This is a genomic window from Streptomyces sp. NPDC031340 (assembly GCF_055569945.1).
The window spans coordinates 1-24408 of the sequence record NZ_JBVIIE010000074.1; the positions used below are offsets into that span (position 1 = coordinate 1).

The 24408-nt window shown below is 71.5% G+C and carries 20 protein-coding genes; 13 read left to right on the forward strand and 7 right to left on the reverse strand.

Going from position 1 to position 24408, the window contains the following annotated elements:
* Nucleotides 1-160: 160 nt before the first annotated feature.
* Nucleotides 161-1675: an APC family permease gene (locus ACZ5GT_RS36520; RefSeq protein ID WP_469035139.1), complete on the reverse strand. Its 1515-nt coding sequence runs from the start codon at nucleotides 1673-1675 to the stop codon at nucleotides 161-163.
* Nucleotides 1676-1827: 152 nt separating this feature from the next.
* On the opposite strand from ACZ5GT_RS36520, the gene ACZ5GT_RS36525 reads away from it, so the two are divergent.
* The 10 genes from ACZ5GT_RS36525 (at nucleotide 1828) to ACZ5GT_RS36570 (ending at nucleotide 11192) form a co-directional block, all read left to right on the forward strand.
* Nucleotides 1828-2568, forward strand: coding sequence for a FadR/GntR family transcriptional regulator (locus tag ACZ5GT_RS36525; protein ID WP_469035141.1), 741 nt, complete (start codon nucleotides 1828-1830; stop codon nucleotides 2566-2568).
* Entirely contained in the window at nucleotides 2565-3314 is a 750-nt protein-coding gene (locus ACZ5GT_RS36530) for a cache domain-containing protein (protein ID WP_469035143.1), read from the forward strand. Before ACZ5GT_RS36525 ends, ACZ5GT_RS36530 begins: the two co-directional genes overlap by 4 nt.
* 77 nt (nucleotides 3315-3391) lie before the next feature.
* Complete coding sequence (locus ACZ5GT_RS36535) at nucleotides 3392-4594, forward strand: cytochrome P450 (RefSeq protein ID WP_469035146.1); 1203 nt, start codon at nucleotides 3392-3394, stop codon at nucleotides 4592-4594.
* 43 nt (nucleotides 4595-4637) lie between these two features.
* Nucleotides 4638-4826, forward strand: a complete 189-nt coding sequence (locus ACZ5GT_RS36540) for a ferredoxin (protein ID WP_469035149.1) — start codon at nucleotides 4638-4640, stop codon at nucleotides 4824-4826.
* Nucleotides 4826-6055 carry an NAD(P)/FAD-dependent oxidoreductase gene (locus ACZ5GT_RS36545; RefSeq protein WP_469035151.1) on the forward strand — a complete coding sequence of 410 codons (1230 nt, stop codon included), beginning with the start codon at nucleotides 4826-4828 and terminating at the stop codon, nucleotides 6053-6055. The genes ACZ5GT_RS36540 and ACZ5GT_RS36545 overlap by 1 nt, the downstream gene beginning before the upstream one ends.
* A 31-nt stretch (nucleotides 6056-6086) precedes the next feature.
* Nucleotides 6087-7472: a glutamine synthetase family protein gene (locus ACZ5GT_RS36550; RefSeq protein WP_469035152.1), complete on the forward strand. Its 1386-nt coding sequence runs from the start codon at nucleotides 6087-6089 to the stop codon at nucleotides 7470-7472.
* The gene (locus tag ACZ5GT_RS36555) at nucleotides 7469-8185 is read left to right on the forward strand and encodes a substrate-binding periplasmic protein (RefSeq protein WP_469035153.1); all 717 of its coding nucleotides are present in this window, start codon (nucleotides 7469-7471) and stop codon (nucleotides 8183-8185) included. The genes ACZ5GT_RS36550 and ACZ5GT_RS36555 overlap by 4 nt, the downstream gene beginning before the upstream one ends.
* Entirely contained in the window at nucleotides 8186-8896 is a 711-nt protein-coding gene (locus ACZ5GT_RS36560) for a gamma-glutamyl-gamma-aminobutyrate hydrolase family protein (protein ID WP_469035155.1), read from the forward strand.
* Complete coding sequence (locus tag ACZ5GT_RS36565; protein ID WP_469035156.1) at nucleotides 8893-10389, forward strand: aldehyde dehydrogenase; 1497 nt, start codon at nucleotides 8893-8895, stop codon at nucleotides 10387-10389. The genes ACZ5GT_RS36560 and ACZ5GT_RS36565 overlap by 4 nt, the downstream gene beginning before the upstream one ends.
* The gene (locus ACZ5GT_RS36570; protein WP_469035158.1) at nucleotides 10386-11192 is read left to right on the forward strand and encodes a gamma-glutamyl-gamma-aminobutyrate hydrolase family protein; all 807 of its coding nucleotides are present in this window, start codon (nucleotides 10386-10388) and stop codon (nucleotides 11190-11192) included. The genes ACZ5GT_RS36565 and ACZ5GT_RS36570 overlap by 4 nt, the downstream gene beginning before the upstream one ends.
* Before the next feature lie 120 nt (nucleotides 11193-11312).
* Here ACZ5GT_RS36570 and ACZ5GT_RS36575 read toward each other — a convergent pair whose 3' ends face one another.
* On the reverse strand, nucleotides 11313-13532 hold the full coding sequence (locus ACZ5GT_RS36575) for an NADP-dependent isocitrate dehydrogenase (protein WP_469035160.1): 2220 nt from the start codon (nucleotides 13530-13532) through the stop codon (nucleotides 11313-11315).
* A gap of 219 nt (nucleotides 13533-13751) precedes the next feature.
* On the opposite strand from ACZ5GT_RS36575, the gene ACZ5GT_RS36580 reads away from it, so the two are divergent.
* Nucleotides 13752-15323: a M1 family metallopeptidase gene (locus ACZ5GT_RS36580; RefSeq protein WP_469035162.1), complete on the forward strand. Its 1572-nt coding sequence runs from the start codon at nucleotides 13752-13754 to the stop codon at nucleotides 15321-15323.
* Nucleotides 15324-15349: 26 nt separating this feature from the next.
* Here ACZ5GT_RS36580 and ACZ5GT_RS36585 read toward each other — a convergent pair whose 3' ends face one another.
* The gene (locus ACZ5GT_RS36585; protein ID WP_469035197.1) at nucleotides 15350-16447 is read right to left on the reverse strand and encodes a mechanosensitive ion channel family protein; all 1098 of its coding nucleotides are present in this window, start codon (nucleotides 16445-16447) and stop codon (nucleotides 15350-15352) included.
* A 193-nt stretch (nucleotides 16448-16640) separates the two neighbouring features.
* Nucleotides 16641-17531 carry a lysylphosphatidylglycerol synthase transmembrane domain-containing protein gene (locus ACZ5GT_RS36590; RefSeq protein WP_469035164.1) on the reverse strand — a complete coding sequence of 297 codons (891 nt, stop codon included), beginning with the start codon at nucleotides 17529-17531 and terminating at the stop codon, nucleotides 16641-16643.
* A gap of 379 nt (nucleotides 17532-17910) precedes the next feature.
* On the opposite strand from ACZ5GT_RS36590, the gene ACZ5GT_RS36595 reads away from it, so the two are divergent.
* A complete protein-coding gene (locus ACZ5GT_RS36595; RefSeq protein ID WP_469035200.1) occupies nucleotides 17911-19806 on the forward strand; it encodes an ABC transporter ATP-binding protein in 1896 nt (631 codons plus the stop codon).
* A 240-nt stretch (nucleotides 19807-20046) separates the two neighbouring features.
* On the forward strand, nucleotides 20047-21249 hold the full coding sequence (locus tag ACZ5GT_RS36600; protein WP_469035168.1) for an oxygenase MpaB family protein: 1203 nt from the start codon (nucleotides 20047-20049) through the stop codon (nucleotides 21247-21249).
* 62 nt (nucleotides 21250-21311) lie between these two features.
* Here ACZ5GT_RS36600 and ACZ5GT_RS36605 read toward each other — a convergent pair whose 3' ends face one another.
* From ACZ5GT_RS36605 to ACZ5GT_RS36615, 3 genes are all read right to left on the reverse strand, one after another.
* Nucleotides 21312-22508, reverse strand: a complete 1197-nt coding sequence (locus tag ACZ5GT_RS36605) for a TetR/AcrR family transcriptional regulator (RefSeq protein WP_469035170.1) — start codon at nucleotides 22506-22508, stop codon at nucleotides 21312-21314.
* Between the two features lie 270 nt (nucleotides 22509-22778).
* Nucleotides 22779-23441, reverse strand: coding sequence for a hypothetical protein (locus tag ACZ5GT_RS36610; RefSeq protein WP_469035171.1), 663 nt, complete (start codon nucleotides 23439-23441; stop codon nucleotides 22779-22781).
* A gap of 231 nt (nucleotides 23442-23672) precedes the next feature.
* On the reverse strand, nucleotides 23673-24314 hold the full coding sequence (locus ACZ5GT_RS36615; RefSeq protein WP_469035173.1) for a hypothetical protein: 642 nt from the start codon (nucleotides 24312-24314) through the stop codon (nucleotides 23673-23675).
* Nucleotides 24315-24408: the final 94 nt, after the last annotated feature.

Below are 24408 nucleotides of genomic sequence, written 5' to 3' on the forward strand. Positions count from 1 at the left end.
GAAGAGTGAAAGAAAAAAAAACAAACGTTCCGAAACCGGGGGGGGGGGGACCCCGTCGCGGAACTCGCCCCCGGTCACCGCGGTGGTTCTTCCCCCGGGGGGGGGGGGGGGGGGGGAACCCCCCCCCCCCCCCCCCCCTTCCGCGTATCCGTCTCCGCGGTCAGCTCTTCACAGGCTCCTTCGGGATCGCGTCGTCGTACGGCGCGGTGCTGCGGTCATGGAGCGGATGCACCGCCATGTACACCAGGCCGAGGCCGATCACGGCGAGCCCGGACAGCGCCACGATCCAGTTGTCGTACCAGGGGGAGTCCGGCGTACGGGGCAATGCCATGTTGACCATGGCGGCGATGCCGTAGACGAGGGCCGCGATGTTCACCGGCAGGCCCCACCGCCCCAGGGTGTACTTGCCGCTCGGCACCCAGCCCTTGAGCCGGGCGCGGAGTGCGGCCAGCACGACCATCTGGAAGCCGATGTAGATGCCCAGCGCGGCGAAGCTGACGATCTTCGTGATCGCGTCGGCCGAGAACTTCGAGCCGAGCACGATCGCGGCCGGCACCAGGGCGGCGAGGGCCAGTGAGTACGGCGGGACATGCTTGGACTGGGAGAACTTCTTGAGCAGCGAGCTGCCGACGATCATCCCGTCGCGGCCGTAGGAGTAGGCCAGCCGACTGGCCGCCGCCTGCAGGCTCACGGCGCAGGAGAGGAACGAGAGCAGCACCACGAGGAGCACGACCCGGGCGCCGACGGTACCGAATGCCTGGTGGAGCACGGTGCTCACCGGGTCGGCGTCCTTCCCGGAGATGACGGCCCCGAAGTCGGTGACCGACAGGATCAGGGCGAGGCAGACGAAGGTCGCCGCGGCACCGCCGATGTAGATGGTGCGGCGCATCGCCTTGGGGATCAGCCGGCCCGGATCGGGGACCTCCTCGGCCACGTCGCCGCACGCCTCGAAGCCGTAGTACTGGAAGACGCCGATCAGCGCGGCGGCGGCGAACGCGGGGAGGTAGCTGCCGTCGCCTCCGGCGCCGAAGGTGTCGAACAGGGCGCCGAGGCCGTGCTCCCGGTGCGCGATCAGCAGCCAGCCGCCGACCGCGAGCGCGCCGAGGATCTCGGCGGTGAACCCGATCAGCGCGGCCATGGCGAGCACCTTGGTGCCCAGAAAATTGATCAGGGTCGCCAGGGCCAGCAGGACCAGCGCGCACACGATGGTGGTGTTCACGGTGGGCTCGAAGCCGAACGCGGCCGCTATGTAGGGGCCGGCTCCGTAGACCACCGAGGCGATCGTGACCAGGAGTGCGACCAGGTAGACCCAGCCGGTCATCCAGGCGTACCGGCGGCCCCAGAGCCGGCGTGCCCACGGGTAGACCCCGCCGGCGACCGGGAACTGAGCGACCACCTCGCTGAAGACGAGCGCCACCATGAGCTGGCCGACGCCGATGATCAGGAAGCTCCAGATCATCGGCGGGCCGCCCTGGGCGAGGGCGTACGCGAAGAGCGTGTAGACACCGACTACCGGGGACAGGTAGGTGAAACCGAGCGAGAAGTTCGCCCAGGGGCTCATGTCCCTCTTGAACTCCGACTGGTAGCCCAGGGCATGGAGATGGGCCGCGTCGTCGTGATGGCGGGATGGGGGACAGCCGTCGGACTCCGCCGATGGTGACGTCGTACTGGTCATCCGGTCTTCCTGTGGATCGGGGACGGTTGCAACTCACACTGCGGGTTTCGCGGAAAACTACAATTGTAGGTGTTAAGCGTCAAGCGTTTGGCGGAGCCGATCGACTACATTGAGCGCGCCCCAGACCGCCGGGGGTGGAAGGAGGCCGGTAGATGTCCGCGTTCGCTGCGCTTCTCGGGCCGTCGTCGGGGGCCGGCCGGGCCCAGGAGGTCGTCCAGCGGATAAGCGAGGCGATCCACCTGGGGCTGCTGAGCGACGGGGAGAAGCTGCCCGTGGAGGTCGACCTCGCGGCCCAGTTCAACGTCGCGCCGATGACGGTGCGCGAGGCGCTCGCCGAACTGCGTGAGCAGGGCCTGGTCGAGACCAAGCGGGGACGCAGCGGTGGCTCGTTCGTCCGCCATCCCGAGTCGCCGCCGATCGAGCCGCAGCGCCAGCGCCTGGCCGCGATGACGGTCTCGGAGCTGCGCGACCTCGTCGACGAGCATCTGGCCGTGGCCGGCCGGTCGGCCCAGCTCGCCGCGGAGCGCGCTTCGGCGGTCAACGTCCGCCGGCTGTTCAGCCTGACCGAGCAACTGCGCACGGCGGACAACCTCGGTGACCGGATCCGCGCCGACTGCCGGTTCCACATCGAGCTGGCGGTGGCCGCCCAGTCCACGCGCCTGACCCGGCTCGAGGCAAACCTCCAGGCAGAGGTGTCCGGTCTGCTCTGGCTGCCCCTCGGCCGGGAGATCGATCTCGACGCGGTGGTGGAGGACCATCACGCGATCGCGACCGCGGTGGTGTCGGAGAACGGCGCGGAGGCCCGACGGCTCACCGAGGAGCACGTGGGGGGCAACCTGCACAGACTCACCGCCCTCCATCTCCTGCTGACCGAGGAAGGAGCGCAGCTGTGAACGCAAAGCTGCCCGAGCCCGACGCCGCCATCCTGGCTCGGGCGGCCTCCGACGTGCTCGACCCGGTGTTCGCCCGGCTCGCCCGCGTCGCCGAGGCCGTCGTCGACAGCCGTCCGCCGGGCGGTGCGGGCTGGTCCGAGGCCCACCTCGGCGAGGTGCGGAGGCTGCTCGTCGAGCTGGTCACCGAGGACCGGCTCGCGGTCGGCTTCGGCTTCGCCGCCGCTCCCGGGCGGATCGACCACCGGGACCGGTACATGGCCTGGTGGCAACGGCAGGGCGAGCGGGCGGTCCGGCTGCGGCTCAACTTCGACCCCAACAGCATCGACGTCTACGACTACCTCCAGATGGAGTGGTTCCAGCTCGCCCAGCAGTCGCGGCGCCGGGTCGCCTACGGCCCGTACGTCGACTACTCCGGCTCCGAGCTGTACGTCGTGACCGCGGCCGTCCCGATCACCGCGGACGGTGACTTCCTCGGCGTCGCGGGAGTGGATCTGCCGGTCGGCGAGCTCGAGCGCCGGCTGATCGGCGTGCTGCGCGGCGCGCCGGCCGACGCGGTCATCGTCAACACCGAGCGCCGGGTGATCGCGGCGAACACGCCTCGCTGGGTGATCGGCGCGCGGTTGCTGCGGATGCCGACGGTCTCCGGGCCGGCGGGCGTGGGTGCGTTCACCGACGTGGCGGAGCTGCCCGTGGGCACCGGATGGGTCCTGGCGCTCGCGGAACCGGAGGCGCCGGCGAATCGGTAGGGGAGCTCTTGACAACTTAAACTCTATTTCCAGAGTATTGGGCCACGCCGATGGCCCAAGCTCTCTGGAGGTTGTCCATGTCGACCCTCGCCCCCGGTTCCCCTCCCGTCCTGGACGTGGCCGACCCGTCCTTCTCGATCACCTCCCAGGAGGTGCACGCCGCTCGCGAGCGCAGTTGGTACGCCACCACGCCGTACGGGATCGCGGTCCTGCGCTACGACGAGATGAGTCGGCTGCTCAAGCACCCCAAGCTCCGCCAGGGCAGCGTGGCGTGGCCGTCCCACAACGGGGTCACCGAGGGCCCGTTCGCGCAGTGGTGGGCGAGCTGGATCCTGAACAAGGAAGGCGCGGAGCACCACCGGCTGCGGCGGCTGATGAACCCGGCGTTCTCACCGAAGCTGATCGGTGGGCTGGTGCCGCGGTTCCAGGCACTCGCCACCGAACTGATCGACGGCTTCGCCAAGTCCGACGAGTGCGAGTTCGTCAGCGAGTTCGCGGAGCCGTACGCCGCCCGGGTGATCGCGATCATGCTCGGCCTGCCCGAGGAGGAGTGGCCGGTCATCGCCCGCGAGTCGGCCACCATCGGGCTCGCGATGGGCGTCACGCTCCGCGAGGACCTGCCCAGGATCGAGGCGGCGCTCGCCCGGCTCCACGACTACTGCGACGCGCTGATCGCGGATCGCCGGGCCAACCCGCGAGAGGACTTCGTCACCGCGCTGGTGAAGGCCTCCCGCGCCGAGGACGGCCGGCTCAGCGACACCGAACTGCGCAACGGCATGGTGCTGTTGATCTTCGGCGGTTTCGACACCACCCGCAACCAGCTCGGGCTGGCCATGCAGACCTTCAGCCGCCACCTCGACCAATGGGACCTGCTGGCCGAACGCCCCGAACTCGGCGGCAAGGCGGTCGAGGAGGTCATGCGGGTGAACCCGACCGTCCGCTGGGTCACGCGTGAGGTGCTGGAGGACTTCACCTTCGAAGGCCTCGACCTGACCGCCGGGACCACGGTGCACCTGTACAGCGAGTCCGCCGGTACCGACCCGCGCGTCTTCCCCGAGGGGTTCGACATCACCGCCGAGCGCAAGCCCCACTTCGGCTTCGGCGGTGGCGCGCACCACTGCCTGGGGCACTTCGTCGCCCGCTCCGACATGAGCGAGGCGCTGCCGCTGCTGGCCCGCCGGATGCGCGACATCCGTCTCCTGCCCGGTGCCACGTGGCTGCCCGACTCCGGGAACACCGGGCCGATGAGCCTGCCGATCGGGTTCGTCCCCGCCTCCTGACCACCGAGAAGCCCCCGAGAACCACCCCCAAGAGGAGTCACCCATGAAGGTGAAAGTCGACCTGTCCCTGTGCCAGGACCACGGCCAGTGCGCCATCGCCGCGCCCGAGGTCTTCCGGATGAACGACGAGGGCCGGCTCGAGTACGACGGCACGCCCGACGAAGCGATGCGGGAGTACGTCGAGGAAGCCGCCGATGTCTGCCCCGTGCAGGCGATCCTGATCGAGGGCTGATGGCCGGCCTGCCACGAGTCGCCGTCGTCGGCGCCTCGCTCGCCGGCCTCCGGGCCGCCGAGCAACTGCGCGCCGCCGGCCACCGCGGACCGATCACGGTCTTCGGCGCCGAGCCGCACCCGCCGTACAACCGGCCGCCCCTGTCCAAGGAGGTACTCGCGGATCCCCGGGCCGCCGACCCGTCCGGACTCGCCGAGCGGCTGTCCTTCCGACGCCGGGCCGGCGCCGCGGACGTGGAGTTCCGGCTGGGCGACGCCGTCGTCTCGGCGGACCTGGCGGCCGGGACGCTCACCACCGAGTCCGGCCACCGTGCCGCGTACGACGGACTGGTCGTGGCATCCGGACTGCGCCCCCGCCGGCTCACCGCACCCGGCCCCGCGGCTGGCCGCCATGTACTCCGGACCGTGGAGGACTGCCACGGACTGCGCACCGCCCTGCCGGAGCGCGGGCCCGCCCGGATCGTCGTGATCGGAGCCGGCTTCATCGGCTGCGAGGTCGCGGCGACGCTGAGCACCCTGGGGCACACGGTGACCGTGGTCGAGCCGGCGGGCCCGCCCATGGCACGAGTGATCGGCGAACCGCTCGCCACGGCTGTGCGACGCCACCATGAGGCGGCGGGCATCTGGTTCGTTCTCGGTACCGGAGTCACCTCCTTCACCGGCGACGACCGGGTCACCGGTGTGGTCCTCGGCAGCGGCGAGACCCGGCCGGCCGACATCGTCGTGGAGGCGGTCGGCTCGGTCTGCAACACCGAGTGGCTGGAGGGCAACGGACTTCCGCTGGAAAACGGCGTCCTGACGGACAATCAGCTACAAGTCGCCGGCGCGCCGCGCGCGGTCGCCGTCGGTGACATCGCCCGCTTCCCCAACCCGCTCTTCGACGAGGTCCCCAGGCGGGTGGAGCACTGGTCCATCCCCACCGACACCGCCAAGCGGGCCGCCGCCACGCTCGTCGCGCTGCTCGCGGGCGACCCGCCCGACGGCATGCCGTTCGCCCCGGTGCCGTCGTTCTGGAGCGACCAACTCGGACTTCGCTTCCAGAGCTACGGCTCGCCGGCCCTGGCCGACGAGGTCCGTGTCGAAGAAGGCGACCCGCACCACCTGGCCGGCGGCGTACTGGCCAGGTATCACCGCGGCGGGCGCCTGGTCGGCACCCTCGCCGTCAACATCAGCCCCGCCCGGCAGCGCGATCTCCGCAACGAGTTCGCCGCCCTCGCCCCGACCGCCTGACGCGGCCCCACGACCTGACAGGAAAACACCTGTGACCACAAGCGCGCTCGATCAGCACCGTCAGGAGAACGCGGCCGGCCCGCGCCTCGCTGAGGTTCTCGCCACGATCGAAGACCTGGGCGTCAAGTACGTCTACTACCAGTCCGTGTCCATCACCGGCCGCGTCGTCGGCAAGGTGATGCCCGCCCGTCACCTGGAGCGGGCCGCGGTCAAGGGCGTGCAGCAGCACCGCACCGCGATCGCGAACCTGCAGACCACACGGGAGGGACTGCTGCTCGGCGGCGGCGTCAACGCCGCCGAGTACACCGCGATCCCCGACCTGGAGACCTTCGCGGTACTGCCGTGGGACACCTCCTTCGCACGGGTCTTCTGCCGGCTCTACGAGCCCGACCACCTCAGCGAGGGCGCCGGCGCGCCGTACGCCTGTGACGCCCGTGGCCTCCTCAGGCGCGTCCACCGCGAGTTCACCCAGCGCACCGGCCTGGAGATGCGCACCGGCTGCGAACCGGAGATGACCTGGAAGGGGGAGGGACTTCAGGCCCGGTTCCGGCCCGCGTCGAGCCCGGCCTACCACATCGAGCACCTCGAGCGGAACCGGCCGATCGTCAAGAAGGTGATCGACTACGCCCAGGCACTCGGTCTCGACATGATCGAGGGCGACTACGAGGACGAGTTCCAGATCGAGCTCAACTTCATGTACGACCATGCCGATCTGACCGCGGACCGGCTGATCACCTACCGGCAGGTCTGCAAGCAGGTCGCCCGCGAACTCGGCATCGAGGCGAGCTTCATGCCCAAGCCGGCGACCGGGATGATGGGCAACGGCTGCCACCACAACTTCAGCCTCTGGCGCGACGGCGTGAACGTGCTGGAGAACCCCGACGTCACCGAGCTGCACCTGACCGAGGAAGGCCGGCACGCGCTCGGCGGCCTCCTCCTCCACTCCGCCGGCGCCATGCTGATCAACGGCTCGACGGTCAACTCCTACAAGCGCTACTGGGACTCCGGTCAGTTCGCGCCCTCGAAGATCAACTGGGGCATGGACAACAAGACCTGCACCGTCCGGCTCTCCGCCAACGGGCGCCTGGAGTACAAGCTGCCCGACGCCGCGGTGAACCCCTACCTCTCGCACGCCGTCATGATCGCGGCCTGCGAGGACGGCCTGAAGAACGCCGTCGACCCCGGGGAACCCGACCAGGGCTCCTCGTACGAGGGCACGCAGGACGCCCGCTTCCCCGAACTGCCGATGACGCTGGGCGAGGCGATCACCGCCTTCCGCCGGGACACCGTCATCACCTCGGCACTCGGCGAGGAACTCTCCGCCCTCCTGGTCGACTACCACGCCGACGAATGGGCCCGGTTCTGCGGCCACGTCACCGACTGGGAGCGCTCGACCTACTGGGAGGACGCCCCGTGAGCGCCGGCACACCGCTGCGGCTGGCCTGCCTGGACGCCGAGGCGCCCCCGCTGTTCTCGTCGTGGTCCCCCGAACACGGCCGCACCGGCTTCGAGCCCGCGGTGGCCGAGCTGCTGTCCGCCGAACTCGGCCGGCCGGTCGAGTGGGTCCGCGTGCCGTGGGCCGAGATGCTTCCGGCCGTGCGGGCGCACGCCGCGGACGGGGTGCTGTGCGGGCAGGGCATCACCCCGGCCCGGCAGGCCCAGGTCGACTTCACCCGGCCGTACGCGATCTTCCACGAGAGCGTGCTGGTCCGTCGTGGCTCGGGCATCACCTCGGCCCGTGACCTGGCCGGGCGGCGAGTGGCCGCCATCGACGGCAGTACGAACATGGCGCTGGCCGAGACGTTCGCCGGCGCCGTCCTGGTCGGGTTCGGGTCCGACGGCTCCGACGACGTGTACGGCGACATGCTCGCCGCGCTCGACGCCGGGGACGTGGACGCGGTGGTCGACGACGACGTCGTGTTCGTGCCTCTCGGGGAGAACGATCCCCGGTTCGAGGTCGCCTTCACCGTGCGCACGGCGAACCGCTGGGGCGTTGGGGTGGCCAAGGACCGGCCCGAGGTACGCGCGGAGCTGGACGCCGCGCTCGCCCGGGTGATCGAGGACGGCAGGCACCGCGCGGCATGGCACGAGTGGCTGCCCACCCTGGACTACCCCTTCGAGGAGGCCTGAGTGCGCCCCCTGGTGGCGGTCGTCGGCCGCCGCGCCGAGTCCGTGCCCATCCTGAGGTTCAGCGCGACGCTCGCCGCCGAGGCGATCTGCGAGGCGGTGTACGCCGCAGGCGGTGAGCCGGTCGTGCTGCACGGCCCGGCGGCCGATCCCGCCGGCGGTCTGGCGGAGCGCCTGGAGAGGTTCGACGGCGTCCTGATGCCGGGCGGCGCCGACCTGGCGCCGGAGCGCTACGGCCGGCAGCCACTGCCGGAGACGGTCGACGTGGTCGGCTTCCAGGACGACCTCGATCTCGCGACGGCCCACGCCGTGACAGCCGCACGAATACCGGCACTGGCGATCTGCCGGGGCATGCAGGTGCTGAACGTCGCCCTCGGCGGCACGCTCCACCAGCACCTGCGGGAGACCACCGTCGGGCACCGCGACCGCGTTCACGAGGTGCACGTGGTGCCGGGCTCCCGCCTGCACGGCGTCGTCGGTTCCGAGCGGGTGCCGGTGTCGTCCTACCACCACCAGGCCATCGACGACCTCGCCGCCGGCCTCGTGGTGACCGCGACGGCGGCGGACGGCGTCATCGAGGCCGTCGAGCACCGCGGCGCCGACATTCTCGCCGTCCAGTGGCATCCCGAAGACCTGCACACCAGCTCCGCCTCGGACGCGGCGCTCTTCACCGACCTGGTGGAGCGCGCTCGCAAGAGAAAGGACAACCGATGACCGCGACGCTCGACCGGGGCGCACTCGAGAAGCGTGCCGCCGCGCTCACCCCGCCGACCCGGCTGTTCATCGACGGACAGTTCGTCGACGCCGCGAGCGGGGCGACCTTCGACTGCGTCTCACCGCGCAACGGCACGCTGATCGCCGAGGTGGCCGAAGGGGACGAGACCGATGTCGACCGGGCGGTGGCCGCCGCCCGGGCCGCCTTCGAGGACGGCCGCTGGGCACGTCGGTCGCCGCGCGAACGCCGTGTCGTCCTGCAGCGCCTGGCCCGGCTGGTCGAGGAGCACGCCGAGGAGCTGGCCCTCATCGAGGCGATCGACATGGGCAAACCGTTCACCGACGCGCTCGCCGTCGACCTCCGGGTGACGGTGCAGACCCTCGACTTCTACGCGGAGGCGATCGACAAGAGCTACGACGAGGTCGCACCGACGGCCGAGGACGTACTGGCGACGATCACCCGCGAACCCCTGGGCGTCGTCGCCGCGGTGGTGCCCTGGAACTTCCCGCTGATGATGGCGATCTGGAAGGTCGCCCCGGCCCTGGCGGTCGGCAACTCGGTGGTCGTCAAACCGGCCGAGCAGTCACCGCTGACCGCGCTGCGGCTGGCCGAACTGGCGGCCGAGGCCGGCCTCCCCGCCGGCGTGCTCAACGTCGTCCCCGGATTCGGGCCGACCGCCGGCCGCGCCCTCGGCGTGCACATGGACGTCGACGCCGTCGCGTTCACCGGCTCCGGGCCCGTCGGCCGCCGCTTCATGCAGTACGCCGCCGAGTCCAACATCAAGCAGGTCTCCCTGGAACTCGGCGGCAAGTCACCCCAGATCGTCCTGCCCGACGCCCCCGGACTCGACCGGGTCGCCGAGGCGATCGCCACCGGGATCTTCTTCAACCAGGGCGAGGTCTGCACCGGCGGCTCCCGGCTGCTGGTACACCGGTCGATCAAGGACGAGCTGCTCGAGAAGGTGCTGGAGGCTTCCCGCCGCAAGCGTGTCGGCGACCCGCTCGAGCCCGGTGTCGACATCGGGGCGCTCGTGGAGTCCGAGCACATGCACCGGGTGCTCGGCTACATCGACATCGGCCGCGAAGAGGGCGCCCGTCCCGTCCTGGGCGGCAACCGGGTCCTCGCCGAGACCGGCGGCTATTTCGTCGAACCCACCGTGTTCGACCAGGTCGACCCGGACATGCGGATCGCGCAGGAGGAGATCTTCGGCCCGGTGCTGTCGGTCATCGAGTTCGACTCCGTGGACGAGGCGGTCCGGATCGCCAACGGCACGCCCTTCGGGCTCGCCGCCGCGCTGTGGACCACCGATCTCTCCACCGCCCACCGCGTCTCCCGTCGCCTGCGCGCCGGCACGGTGTGGGTGAACTGCTACGACGACAGTGACATCACGGTGCCCTTCGGCGGCTACGGCCGGTCGGGCTTCGGCCGGGACAAGTCCCTGCACGCGCTCGACAAGTACACGAACCTCAAGAGCACGTGGATCAAGCTGTGACGCCGGTCGTCCGGGTCGAGGAGGTGACCCCGGCGCAGCCTCTCCCCGAGCGTCCCGTGGCGCATGTCGCGGTCCTGGTGTCCCTCAACTTCCCCGGCCTCGACGAGCAGGTCGCCGGACTGGTCCGCCGCTTCACCCGGGTGGCGCTGGAGACACTGGTGCGGCTCGGGGCGTCGTACGAGTTGCTGGACACCTCGACGCCGCTGCCGGATCCCGCGGTGGCGGCCCGGTGCGACGGCCTGCTCCTGCTCGGCGGCGGCGACATCGACGGCAGTTGCTACGGTTCCCCCCTGGCCGACGTCCCGCACTCCTACGGTGTGGACGCCCGCGCCGACCGCGACGCCCTGCGGGCGATCGCCGCGGCCGAGGAGGCCGGCCGGCCGGTGCTCGGCATCTGCCGTGGCCTCCAGCTGCTCAACGTCCACCGGGGCGGCACGATCATCCCCGACATCGAGGAGTTCGCGCTGCACCGTGGCGGCCAGGGCCGGCCGATGTTCCTCGACGAGAAGATCCGGCTGCTGCCCGGCACCCGCCTGCACGGCATCGTGGGCGCCGACAGCCTGATCGGCCGCTCCGGCCACCACCAGGCCGTGGACACCCTCGGCTCCGGGCTGGTCCTCGCCGCGGTGGCCCAGGACGGCATCGTCGAGGGCCTGGAGGATCCCGATCGCTGGCTGGTCGGCGTGCAGTGGCACCCGGAGGACGACGACGGGCCGGAAACGGACCGCCTGCGGATCTTCGGCGGCTTCGTGAGGGCCTGCGCCGCTCGGCGGCGTGGCGGGCCGGTGTCACAGGCCGAGTAGGCTCCGACGGTGCGAGGCCCCGGGCGACTCCGCCCGGTGACGGCTCCGCCCCGGCAGGCGGTGGTGGGCCGGCCGGGGCGGAGGTGGGGCGGGGACCCCGAAGGTCGGGGTCCGTCGGCGTCAGCTCAGGGTCGCCAGCGCCTCGTTCCAGGTGGCGGACGGGCGCATGACCGCGGAGGCCTTGGCCGGGTCCGGCTGGTAGTAGCCGCCGATGTCGGCCGGCTTGCCCTGGGCCGAGATCAGCTCGTCGACGATCTTCTGCTCGTTCGCGGCGAGCGTCTCGGCCAGCGGCGCGAAGGCCTTGGCCAGGTCGGCGTCCTCGGTCTGCGCGGCCAGCTCCTGCGCCCAGTACAGGGACAGGTAGAAGTGGCTGCCGCGGTTGTCGATGCCGCCGACGCGACGGGTCGGGGACTTGTCCTCGTTGAGGAAGGTCGCCGTGGCGCGGTCGAGGGTGTCGGCGAGCACCTTCGCGCGGGCGTTGCCGGTGAAGTCGGCGTACTGCTCGAAGGACGGCACCAGGGCGAAGAACTCGCCGAGGGAGTCCCAGCGCAGGTAGTTCTCCTTGACGAGCTGCTGGACGTGCTTGGGCGCGGAACCGCCGGCGCCCGTCTCGAACAGGCCGCCGCCCGCCATCAGCGGGACGACCGACAGCATCTTGGCGCTGGTGCCCAGCTCCAGGATCGGGAACAGGTCGGTCAGGTAGTCGCGCAGCACGTTGCCGGTGACGGAGATCGTGTTCTCGCCGCGGCGGATGCGCTCCACCGACAGCTTGGTCGCCTCGACCGGGTTCAGGACGCGGATGTCCAGACCCTCGGTGTCGTGCTCCGGAAGGTACTGGTTGACCTTGGCGATCAGGTTGGCGTCGTGGGCGCGGTTCTCGTCCAGCCAGAACACCGCCGGGTCGCCGGTGGCGCGGGCCCGGGTGACGGCCAGCTTCACCCAGTCCCGGATCGGGGCGTCCTTGGTCTGGCAGGCGCGGAAGATGTCGCCGGCGGAGACGGTCTGCTCCAGGACGACGTCACCGTTGCCGTCGACCAGGCGGACGGTGCCCGTGGTGGGGATCTCGAAGGTCTTGTCGTGGGAGCCGTACTCCTCGGCCTTCTGCGCCATCAGGCCCACGTTGGGGACGGAGCCCATGGTGGCCGGGTCGTAGGCGCCGTTGGCGCGGCAGTCGTCGATCACGGCCTGGTACACGCCGGAGTAGGAGGAGTCCGGCAGCACCGCGAGGGTGTCGTGCTCCTGGCCGTCCGGGCCCCACATGTGGCCGGAGGTGCGGATCATGGCCGGCATGGAGGCGTCCACGATCACGTCGGACGGCACGTGCAGGTTGGTGATGCCCTTGTCGGAGTCGACCATCGCCAGCTCCGGGCCCTCGGCGATCTCGGCGTCGAACGAGGCCTTGATCTCGGCGCCCTCGGGCAGCGCCTCCAGGCCCTTGAGGATGCCGCCCAGGCCGTCGTTCGGGGTCAGGCCGGCCGCGGCGAGCGTCTCGCCGTACTTCGCGAACGTCTTCGGGAAGAAGGCGCGCACCACGTGACCGAAGATGATCGGGTCGGAGACCTTCATCATCGTCGCCTTCAGGTGCACGGAGAACAGGACGCCCTCCTGCTTGGCGCGGGCGACCTGCGCGGTGAGGAACTCGCGCAGCGCGGCGACGCGCATCACGGACGCGTCGACGACCTCGCCCTCGAGGACGGGTACGGACTCGCGCAGCACGGTGGTCGTGCCGTCGTCGCCGACCAGCTCGATGCGCAGCGAACCGGCCCCGGAGATCACCGCGGACTTCTCGGTGGAGCAGAAGTCGTTCTCGCCCATGGTGGCGACGTTCGTCTTGGACTCCGCCGACCAGGCGCCCATGCGGTGCGGGTGGGTCTTGGCGTAGTTCTTGACCGAGGCGGGGGCGCGGCGGTCGGAGTTGCCCTCGCGCAGGACCGGGTTGACGGCGGAGCCCTTGATCTTGTCGTAGCGGGCCTGGATCTCCCGCTCCTCGTCGGTCTTCGGGTCGTCCGGGTAGTCCGGCAGCGCGTAGCCCTTGCCCTGCAGCTCGGCGATCGCGGCCCGCAGCTGCGGGATCGACGCCGAGACGTTCGGCAGCTTGACGATGTTGGCCTCGGGCGTCTTGGCCAGCTCGCCCAGCTCGTGCAGGGCGTCCGGGATCCGCTGGTCCTCGGTCAGGTACTCCGGGAACACGGCGATGATGCGTCCGGCCAGCGAGATGTCGCGGGTCTCCACGGCGACACCCGCCTGCGAGGCGTACGCCTGGACCACCGGCAGGAAGGAATACGTCGCCAGGGCCGGGGCCTCGTCAGTGTGCGTATAGATGATGGTCGAGTCAGTCACCGGGTGCTCCGCTCCACGTCTGCAACATTGCTCGACATCAAGATATCTCGTGACGGGGGCCTCCTCGACAGCGGCCCTTGGTCACTTTTCACGCCACGCGCCAGGAGACGGCCGCCCGGGAGCAACCAGGAGCCCGGTTCCGGGGTCCTGGAAAGAGATCGTGCATCTGATCGTCGACGGCCGGAACCGACCACCCGGCCGCCCGAGCGAAAGCTGACCATGAGATACCGCACCAGAGTGACGGCCCCGGCCGCGCTGCTCGGCACCGCCGTGGCACTGACCGCCGGCGGAACGGCCCGGGCGGCCGCGGAGGTGCCCGCCACGCCGGCCCCCGGCACCCCCGAAGACACCGCCACCCCGGGCCCCGAGACCCTAGGCGACCCCGTCTTCCCCGCCCTCGGCAACGACGGCTACCGCGTCTCCCACTACTGCCTCGACCTCGGCTACGACGCCACGACCAGGCTCGTCGAGGCCACCGCGACCTTACGGATCCGCACCGACCAGGCCCTGACCCGGCTCTCCCTGGACGCGCTCGGCCTGGACATACACGCCGTCCGCGTCGACGGCGAGGACGCCGCCTTCGAGCAGGCGGACGAGAAGCTGCGCGTCACGCCCGCCGCCCCGCTGCCCGCGCTGGCCCCGGCCACGGTCCGCGTCGACTACACGGCCGACCCCGGACGCGCCCTGTCGCACACGGCCTGGGTCGTCACCCCCGACGGCTTCGCCGTCTGCCCGCAGCCCAACTCGGCGCACACCGTCTTCCCCTGCAACGACCACCCCTCCGACAAGGCCGGCTTCACCGTCCGCATCACGGTCCCGGACGGCCTGCGCGGCGTGGCGAACGGCCTGCTCACCGGTACCGAGACCGTCCCGGACGGCCGGACGGCGTACACGTACCGCTCCCGCGAGCCGATGGCCACCGAGCTGGTGCAGATCACGGTCGGCGACTACCTCGTGAAGGACCGGCAGGGCCCGCACGGGCTGCCGCTGCGCGACGTCGTCCCGGCCGCCCGCGCCGCCGCCCTCGAACCGGCGCTGGCGCTGACCCCCGGCCTGGTGGGCTGGCTGGAGGCGCGGCTGGGCGCCTTCCCGTTCGAGACGTACGGGCTGCTGCCCGCGAACACCGACGACCCGAACGCCTTCGACTTCACCGGCCTGGAGACCCAGACCCTCACCCTGTACAAGCCGAACTTCCTGCTCCAGGAGGAGAGGAAGATCGGCTCGCACATGATGCACGAGCTGGTCCACTCCTACTTCGGCAACAGCGTCTCGCCCGCCACCTGGGCCGACCTGTGGCTGAACGAGGGCCACGCCGACTTCTACGGGCTGCTGTACCGCTACGAGCGCGGCTGGGCCGACTCCCTCGGGCTGACCACCCTGGAAGCCCGCATGAAGGACACCTACGCCCGCGGCGACCAGTGGCGCGCCGCCTCCGGCCCGGTGGCCGCGCCGAACGCGGTCAACCTCTTCGACAGTCAGCGCTACCTGGGCGGCGTCCTGGTCCTGTACGCCCTGCGCCAACTGGTCGGCGAGGACGCCTTCAACGCCCTCGAACGCGCCTTCCTCGACCGATACCGCAACTCCGCGGCGACGACGGAGGACTACATCGCCGTCGCCTCGGAGGTGTCGGGCCAGGACGTGTCCGGCTTCCTGCGGGAGTGGCTGTACGGCACGAGGACGCCCCGGATGCCCGGCCACCCGGACTGGACGGTCACCCCGGTGAGCTCGTCCCTCGTCGCCCCGCACAGCCGCAGAGGCGGGCACCACCACGAGAACTCGGCGACCCTGTGAGCCGCCGAGGTCGCCGGAGCCGCTGACTACTGGTCGAGGTGGGCGGCGTTCACGTCGCCCACCTCCTGGTGGACCCGCTGCTGCGGGATCACCACCGAGCCCTGCTGCAGCGCCACCGTGCGCGCCGGCGCCGGGATGCTGATGCCCTCGTCCCGGTAGCGCCGGTGCAGCCGCTTGATGAACTCGTGCTTGATCCGGTACTGGTCGCTGAACTCGCCCACGCCCAGGATGACCGTGAAGCCGATCCGGGAGTCGCCGAAGGTGTGGAACCGGATCGTCGGCTCGTGCTCCGGAAGGGCGCCGGCGATCCCGGTCATCACCTCGGCGATGACCTCGTTGGTCACCCGCTCGACGTGGTCGAGATCGCTGTCGTAGGCGACGCCCACCTGCACCAGGATCGTCAACTGCTGCTCGGGGCGGGTGAAGTTGGTCATGTTCGTCTTCGCCAGCTGGCCGTTGGGGATGACCACCAGGTTGTTGGAGAGCTGACGGACGGTCGTCTGGCGCCAGTTGATGTCGACGACGTACCCCTCCTCGCCGCTGCTGAGCCGGATGTAGTCGCCGGGCTGCACGGTCTTGGACGCGAGGATGTGGATGCCCGCGAAGAGGTTGGCGAGGGTGTCCTGCAGTGCCAGGGCGACCGCCAGACCGCCCACGCCCAGGGCGGTGAGCATCGGCGCGATGGAGATGCCCAGCGTCTGCAGCACCACCAGGAAGCCGATCGCCAGGACCAGCACCCGGGTGATGTTGACGAAGATCGTCGCGGACCCGGCGACCCCGGAACGGGACTGGGTGACCGTCCGTACCAGGCCGGCGATGACCCGGGCCGCCGTCAGCGTCACGACGAAGATGAGGACCACGGTCAGGACCTGGTTGACGTGGTGCTGCACCGGCTTCGTCAGCGGCAGCACTCCGCCCGCGGCGGCCGCGCCGCCGACGATCGCCGACCACGGCACCACCGTGCGCAGCGCGTCCACGATGACGTCGTCGCCGCTCCAGCGGGTCCGGTCGGCGTGCTTGCCCAGCCAGCGCATCAGCATGCGCAGCAGGAAGGCCGCCAACAGGCCGGCGGCCAGCGCGATTCCGGCGAGGACCAGGTCGTCCACGGTGAGCGGCCGGGTCACCACGGTGAGCGTTCGGGTCACCGGTCACCTCCGGGGAACGGTTCTGCGGCGGACGTTGCCGCGGAAGGCCGGATGTGAAGTGTCGTCACGTTGTTGCCACCTGCTCGGTCTCGGGATGTGCGACCCCTCATCCTGCCGTATCCGGCGGGGCGGTTCGCAGGCGCCCGAGACCGTGCGGCGGTGTGCGGGAGCGTCAGACGACCTTCATGCGCACCAGCGCGCCCAGCGTCAACGCCCCCGGCAGCAGCGGCAGCCAGACGGTGATGACGCGGTAGGCGACGACCACCGCCGTGGCCACCGCGACCGGGCCGCCCGCCGCGACCAGCGCCAGCACCAGCGCCGCCTCCACCGAGCCCACCCCGCCCGGCGTCGGCACCAGGGCCACCGCGACCGTCGCCGCCAGGTACGCCAACGCCGTGTGCAGGGCCGGCACCGGCAGCTCCAGGGCGCGGCCGACCAGGGCCAGCCCGGCAGCCTGCAGCGCCGGGAAGGCGAGCGAGCCGCCCCACAGGGCGAGCGCGCGGGCCGGACGGGTGTGCACCGAGCGCAGTTCGCCCAGCGCCGTGCGCAGGAAGGACGCCACGGCCGTCCGCAGCCGCCGTACCCCCGCCAGGACGGCCGTGGCCGCGACCAGCACCGCGCCGGCCGCGTACAGCAGGGGGCCCAGCGCGTCGTGCGGGAGCAGGGGGCCGACGCGCAGCGCGCCCGGGAAGGCGAGCAGCAGGCCGGCCAGCAGGGCGAGCCGGGTGACCGACTCCGCCAGCAGGTACAGCGCGAGCGCGGCGGAGGAACGGGCGAGCGGAATCCCGCAGACCGTCATGAAGCGCAGGTTGACCGCGCTCGCGCCGAGGCCGGTGGGCAGCAGGTGGTTGGCCGCGCCCGCCGCGAACTGGGTGGCCAGCAGCCGTCGTCGGGGCAGCCGTTCGACGACCGCGCCCTGCCGGGTGAAGGCGGCCGCCACCCAGGTCAGACAGGTCGCGCCGGCCGCGGCCAGCAGCCACGGCCACTGCGCCTCGCGCAGCCGGGAGATGCCGTCGGCGAGCACACCGTGGTGCCGTACGGCGACCACGGTGACCAGCAGCAAGGGAACCAGGCACAGGATCCGGCGGACCGGGACGCGCCGGGGGAGGAGACGTCCCGGGGAGAGACGTCCTTCGGGGAGACGCCCTTGGGGGAGAGGTCCCTGGTCGAGCGGTGCTTCGGGGAGGTGTACCGCGGTCACATCGGACGAGGGTGTCCGCTCGCCGCCAACTGCGGGTTGCGGGATCGCGGACGGCTGCTTACGGACGGGCAGCGGGAGGGGAGACAGGGCCATGGGGTCCTTCGGGCGAGGGGGCGGTGCGGGGGACGGTGCGAGGGGAGGGTTTCGGAGGAGGGTCCGGGGGAGGGGGCGGGGGACCGTGCCGGGGGGGGGGCGTGTTGACCTCGACAGCGATCGAGGTTCTACCTTCTCTCCCATGAGCATGGAGACCACAGCGTGGACACAGCTGCACAGTGTCATGAACGCCCAGCAGGAGCGCCGACCCCTGGCGCGTGCCACGCTGCGCCGTATCGGCGCCTTCGCCCGCCCGCACCGGGCCCGCATCGCGCTGTTCGTGCTGCTCGGGGTGGTGACCGCGCTGCTCGCCGTCGCCACCCCCGTTCTGGCCGGCCGCGTCGTGAACGCGATCGTGTCGGGCGACGACGAGGGCACGGTCGTACGCCTGGCCCTGCTCATCGCGCTCATCGCGCTCGCGGAGGCGGCGCTCGGCGTCCTCGGCCGCCGGCTGTCGTCGACGCTCGGAGAGGGCCTGATCCTCGATCTGCGGACGGCTGTGTTCGACCATGTGCAGCGGATGCCGGTCGCGTTCTTCACACGGACACGTACGGGTGCGCTGGTCTCCCGGCTCAACAACGACGTGATCGGCGCGCAGCGGGCGTTCAGCAACACCCTGTCGGGCGTGGTGAGCAACGTGGTGACGCTGGTGCTCACACTCGCCGTGATGCTCACTCTGTCCTGGCAGATCACGCTGCTCGCGCTGGTACTGCTGCCGGTGTTCGTCGTCCCGGCCCGGCGGATGGGCAGCCGGATGGCCCGCATGCAGCGGGAGGCGGCGACGCTGAACGCGGCGATGGGCACCCGCATGACCGAGCGCTTCTCGGCGCCCGGAGCCACGCTGGTCAAGCTGTTCGGGCGGCCGGAGGAGGAGTCGCGGGAGTTCGCCGAGCGGGCCCGCCGGGTCGCGGACATCGGCGTGCGCACCGCCACGGCCCAGTCGGTGTTCATGACCGCGCTGACCCTCGTCTCCTCCCTGGCCCTCGCCCTCGTCTACGGCCTCGGCGGCTGGTTCGCCCTGCGCGGCAGCCTGGAGCCGGGCGCCGTGGTGTCGCTGGCGCTGCTGCTGACCCGGATGTACGCGCCGCTGACCGCGCTGGCCGGCGCCCGCGTGGAGGTGATGAGCGCCCTCGTCAGCTTCGAGCGCGTCTTCGAGGTGCTGGACCTGGAGCCGCTCATCGAGGAGAAGCCCGACGCGCGCGCCGTCCCCGAGGGTCCGGTCGCCGTCGAGTTCGACGACGTCCGCTTCGCCTACCCGTCGGCCGACAAGGTCTCCCTGGCCTCCCTGGAGGAGGTGGCGTCCCTGGACACCCGGGGCGGCGCCGAGGTCCTGCACGGCGTCTCCTTCCGCGCCGAACCCGGCCAGACCGTCGCGCTCGTCGGCTCCTCCGGCGCGGGCAAGTCCACCATCGCCGCCCTGCTGCCGCGCCTGTACGACGTCGACGAGGGCGCCGTGCGCGTCGGCGGGGTCGACGTCCGCGAGCTGAGCGCCGCCTCGCTGCGGGCCACCCTCGGCATGGTCACCCAGGACGGCCACCTCTTCCACGACACCGTCCGCGCCAACCTGCTGCTGGCCCGCCCCGGGGCGGCCGAGCCGGAACTGTGGGACGCGCTGCGCCGCGCCCGCCTCGACGACCTCGTACGGTCCCTGCCGGACGGCCTCGACACCGTCGTCGGCGAGCGCGGCTACCGGCTCTCCGGCGGCGAGCGCCAGCGCATGACCATCGCCCGGCTGCTGCTGGCCCGTCAGCGCGTCGTGGTCCTGGACGAGGCCACCGCGCACCTGGACAACACCTCGGAGGCCGCCGTCCAGGAGGCGCTCACCGAGGCGCTGGAGGGCAGGACCGCGGTGGTGATCGCCCACCGGCTGTCCACCGTCCGGTCGGCGGACCTGATCCTGGTCGTCGAGGACGGCCGCATCGTGGAACGCGGCACCCACGAGGAACTGCTGGCGGCCGACGGTCGGTACGCGGAGCTGTACCGGACGCAGTTCGAGCGCGTGGAGGGCCGGCCGGAGATGGCGGCGGGGGACGCCGTGGTGTGAGCGGCGGGGCGGCCCCCGCCGCTCGCCGATGACTGACGCGCCGTCAACACACCGCCCGACGGCGGCGCGACACCGCTCCCAGGGTGGGCCGTACCGAACCATTGCCGACGGCAACGCGCCTCGCTATGTTAATCAGAAATCACATCAGTGCGACGAGGTTCGTCAGGCACCAGTCGCGCAAAACAGCGAGTCGTGACGGCACTTGGAACCCTCTGGCCCATCAGGGAAGCAGGTAAGTCAATGGAGAACCTCAGCAGGCGAAAGCTTCTGTCGCTCGGTGCCGCACTCGGCCTCGTCGGCGTGGCGAACTCCGCCCCGGCGTGGGCGTCGACAGGCTCGGCGACCGGAGAAGCCGCCGCGGGGACCGGTCCGCAGTGGATCTGGGACGACACGGCGGATCCGCTGGTGGCGTCGATGATCGACAACGGACACGTGCCGGCGATCAACACGGCGTGGGCGTCCTGGGTGAACAACAACGACCCGCTGCCCAGCGGCCTGCCGGCCGACTTCGCCGCCTACCTGGGGCAGGTCAACCGGCTGCCCTCCTGGGCGGACCAGGCCAAGCTGACCCGCGCCGCCGACTTCAACCGGCGCCGGGACACGTACCTCTTCATGCTGTACGGCCTCGGCAGCGGAATCATGAGCACCGTGATCCCGCGCGAGGCCAAGAGCGTCTACTGGTCGGCGGGCGGCGCCAACATGCAGGACCGTGCGGCCAAGACGTTCACGTTCGGATACGACCTGTCCCAGCTGGGAGCCTTCGAGCCGACCGGACAGTTCGTCGTCACCGCCAACAAGACCCGCGTGGTGCACGCCGCGGTGCGGCACCTGCTGCCGCAGTCGCCGCACTGGCGGGCGGTCGCCGACCAGACCGTCCCGATCAGCGCCGCCGACATCCTGGTCACCTTCCACAGCCTGGGCACCTACGTGCACCGGAAGCTGCTCGAGTGGAAGATCCCGTTCCCGGCCGCGGACCAGGAGGCGTTCCTGCACTCCTGGCAGGTCGCCGTCCACCTGCTCGGCGTGCCGGACGAGTACATCCCCCGGACGTGGGCGGAAGCCGACAGCCAGTCGGCGCAGGTGCTCACCCCGATCCTCACCCCGACGACCGAGGGCATCGAACTGGCCGAGGACCTGCTCGGTCTGACCGCACAGGTCGACCTCGGCGTCACCCGCGGCTTCCTGAACGAGTTCGTGCGCTACGTCCTCAGCGACGAGGTCGGCGACTGGCTGGGACTGAAGCGCGACTACGCGGCGGCGGCTCTGGTCCGCACCGCATGGCCGGCGTACATCCTGTTCCGTGAGGGGCTGTCGCCCGTCATGCCCGCCACCTTCTACATGGTCGACCAGTTCGTGCGTGCCCTGGCCATGCTGTTCCTCAACAAGGGCACCTCCGGGACCAGTACCCCCATCACGATCCCCACCGCGAACAGGGCTGAGTGAGCCGTCGCTGCGGCCCAACACCTACCCGCCCCACGGCAGCCGGGCCGAGGGGCGGGTACGGTTCACAGCCCCAGCGCGCCCACGACCAGGGCGGTCACGGCCTCACGGCGGTCAGGGCCGTCCTGCCAGCGCAGTCTGCGTCCCGCCTCGACCACCACGCCGAACCCCGCGTGCACCAGCACCCGGGCCTGGCTCGGGTCCAGTTCCGGACGGGCCAGCCGCAACTGCTGCTCCCAGACGGCGATGTGTTCGCGCTGCGCGAGGACCAGCGGCCGCCGCAGGTCGGCCGGCAAGCCGGCCAGCTCGGCCTCGGCGACGCTGTTCAGTTCCGTGTATTCGAAGCTGTAGGCCACGTACGTCGCCGCCAGCGCCACGACGGCGGCGTGCGGGTCGGTCACCTCGTGCAGACTCCGCTCCACCCCCTGGGCCAGCAGTCCCGCCGCCTGGAGGCATGCCGCCGCCAGGATGTCGATCTTGCCGGGGTAATGGCGGTAGAGCGCCGACGGGGTCACTCCCACCGCCTCCGCGATCTGTCCGTTCGTGACGTTGGCGAATCCGTCCCGGGCGAACAGCGGGATGGCGGCCGCGAGTATCTCCGCCCGCCGTGTGCGCGGCACCGGCCGGGCGGGCAGCTCGACGGGGTGCGCGCCGGGCCGGCCCGCCGCCGGATCCGTCGCGGCCACCCGCAGCGCGGACGCCAGCAGCAGTTCCTCGGCGCGGCGTTGGGCGATGGAGGTGCGGTGCATCGTGATGGACCCGATCGCCCCCAGGGCCGCCATGGCCCGCAGCCGCTCGTCGGACAGCGGGTGCTCACGCTGTACGGCCTCGTCGACCCGTTTCACGAGGCGGCCGAACGTCATCCCGAGGCGGCGGCGGTCCTCACGGTCGAGGTACCGGGCCTCCCACCGGTACACGCCCCCCGACGCGCGGTGGGCGATGGTGACCCGGGCGACGGCGCCGAGCACATCCGGCAGGGCCGCTCCGGGCGGCACCTCGTCGAGCGCCGCGACCAGCCGGTCCGCCATGACGTGGGCACACTCCGCGAACAGCGCGTATTTGTTCGGGAAGTGCCGGTAGAGAGCGGCCGCGGTGATGCCCACGCCGGCGGCGACCTCCTCCATGGACGCCTTGTGGTAGCCGCGTTCGCTGAAGACCCGCCCGGCCGCGTCGACGATGAGCTGCTTGCGGTTGCGGGGCCGAGTGGCCGTGGTCGGATCCGCGGCCGCGGCCGATCGGGCGGATGGGGAGGCGGGAGCCATGCGGATCAGTCAATCACACGCCGCCGGAGGGGCCGGCGCCCTTCGGGGTGCGGGCCGCACGCCGGGGAGGGCGTGGCTGCGGGGATCCCGGTGAGCCGGAGGCGGCGGCGCGCGGAACGCGACATGGGGGACACGTGAGGCGGCCCGCACCGGCCGGAACCGAACCGGTGCGGGCCGCCTTCCGGCCATGACGGCCGGCGGATGCGCGGAACCGTGACTTCCGGCCGTGACGCTCAGCCGCGGGACTCAGCTGGGGGACTCAGCGGGGCTTCACTTCTCCAGGTCGCCGCGCATGGCGACGATCAGCTTCTCGGCCTCGGGGACGGTGCTGTTGGGGAAGTGGACCACTCCGGCGGTCGTGTCGTCGGCCCAGCCGCAGACGACGTCGCCGTCCTCGACGAAGGAGGCCAGCAGGCACTCCACCGAACCGCCGAGCGGGTCGGGGTTGCCGATCGGCTCGGCCTGCGGCGGGGTGCCCTCCCACTTCAGGTAGTCGAGCATGCCCCGGAACAGGTACTCCCGGCGCTTGGAGGTGTCCTCCGGGACGTTGTCGACGGCGACGACGAGGACGTTCGCCTGCCGGCCCTGCGAGTCCTTGCGCACGTACTTCTGCTCCACCAGGTGCATGCCGTCGCGCATGTCGCCGGGATCGACGGGGACGTCCGAGAGCTGGGCCTTGCCGGTCGCCTTGGGCAGACCGCCCGCCTGCGCCGCGTCCACGACGCGCCGCGCCGAGGAGGAAGTGCCCTCCTGGGACGGGGTGGCGTCGGCCGCGGGCGACTGGTTGTCCGACGGCGTGGCCGCGCCGGACGCGGCGGGCGACGCGCCGGCGGTGAGGCCGGGGTCGGCGTCGAGTTCGTTGGGCTGGCAGCCGGTGAGCAGGGCCGCGCCGATGACGGCCACAGCGAGCACGGGAACGCGTCGGACACGCATGGATGACTCCCCCGTGAGGACCGAAGTCCTCGTCGTTCGAATGGATTTCATGGACTTTCCGTAGATCGTCCGGACTCGGTGAACTGGACGACCTGGTGGCATGGATGGTTCCGGGACACGTGATGTCGCCGCTGTTCAGCGACGCGCCCATGATTCGCCGCCCGGCTTGGAATCCGCTGGAAACGGCGGCCGGAGCGTGCGGGACCCCGGGTGCCCGGGGTGGCGCGGTCCTCAGTCGGTGACGAGCACGTAGTCGTGGCTCTTCTCCACGGAGATCAGCTTCAGATGGACGCGGCCCTGATCGTCGGTGGAGCGCTGCCATCCCCAGCGCTGCGGGGAGTGGTCCTGCTCCGCGTCCATGTCCGAGTCGCTGTTGCAACCGCCCTGGTACGCCTGGCGGTTGATCTCCGGCTCCAGGATGATCGTCTGTCCGTCCTGGGTCGCCCTGCCGCGCTGGTAGGTGAGCGCCCGGCTGTGGCAGGCGCTGCCGCTGATGTTGGTCGCGGTGTAGCCGGACCAGACGTAGTGGCCGTCGGCGGTGATGCGGATGCCGCTGCCGGCCCGGACGGCGTCCGGATCGGACGGCCAGCCGGACTGCGGGTCGTAGATGTCCAGGTTGCGTTTGCCGAGCGTCAGGTAGTCGGACGGTTCCTGCCATTCGCCGACCAGTTGGGCGGAGACCTTGCCCGAGGGCTTGCCGGCCGCGGCAGTGGAGGTCGCGGCGCTGGGGGCCGTGACGCCCGGGGTGGCGATGCCGTCCACGTCGCCGGTCGGGCCGCAGCCCACCAGGAGCGCGGCGAGCGAAAGACCCAGGGCGGCGGCAGCGGTGCGGCGGGGACCGCGACGGGCCGGGGCGGCGGGAACGGTGTGCATGGGCTTTCTCCCTCAAGGCGGATCGAGCGGATCGAGTGCGAGGCGGGGCGCCGGTCTTCGAGGCGTGTCCCGAGTCCTGACGAGCGTCCGGCCA

Excerpts from the sequence above, each read along its gene's own strand:
- ACZ5GT_RS36520 (WP_469035139.1), bottom strand. The coding sequence starts at position 1,675 with ATGACCAGTACGACGTCACCATCGGCGGAGTCCGACGGCTGTCCCCCA.
- ACZ5GT_RS36525 (WP_469035141.1), top strand. The coding sequence starts at position 1,828 with ATGTCCGCGTTCGCTGCGCTTCTCGGGCCGTCGTCGGGGGCCGGCCGG.
- ACZ5GT_RS36535 (WP_469035146.1), top strand. The coding sequence starts at position 3,392 with ATGTCGACCCTCGCCCCCGGTTCCCCTCCCGTCCTGGACGTGGCCGAC.
- ACZ5GT_RS36540 (WP_469035149.1), top strand. The coding sequence starts at position 4,638 with ATGAAGGTGAAAGTCGACCTGTCCCTGTGCCAGGACCACGGCCAGTGC.
- ACZ5GT_RS36545 (WP_469035151.1), top strand. The coding sequence starts at position 4,826 with ATGGCCGGCCTGCCACGAGTCGCCGTCGTCGGCGCCTCGCTCGCCGGC.
- ACZ5GT_RS36565 (WP_469035156.1), top strand. The coding sequence starts at position 8,893 with ATGACCGCGACGCTCGACCGGGGCGCACTCGAGAAGCGTGCCGCCGCG.
- ACZ5GT_RS36580 (WP_469035162.1), top strand. The coding sequence starts at position 13,752 with ATGAGATACCGCACCAGAGTGACGGCCCCGGCCGCGCTGCTCGGCACC.
- ACZ5GT_RS36595 (WP_469035200.1), top strand. The coding sequence starts at position 17,911 with ATGGAGACCACAGCGTGGACACAGCTGCACAGTGTCATGAACGCCCAG.
- ACZ5GT_RS36600 (WP_469035168.1), top strand. The coding sequence starts at position 20,047 with ATGGAGAACCTCAGCAGGCGAAAGCTTCTGTCGCTCGGTGCCGCACTC.
- ACZ5GT_RS36605 (WP_469035170.1), bottom strand. The coding sequence starts at position 22,508 with ATGGCTCCCGCCTCCCCATCCGCCCGATCGGCCGCGGCCGCGGATCCG.
- ACZ5GT_RS36610 (WP_469035171.1), bottom strand. The coding sequence starts at position 23,441 with ATGCGTGTCCGACGCGTTCCCGTGCTCGCTGTGGCCGTCATCGGCGCG.
- ACZ5GT_RS36615 (WP_469035173.1), bottom strand. The coding sequence starts at position 24,314 with ATGCACACCGTTCCCGCCGCCCCGGCCCGTCGCGGTCCCCGCCGCACC.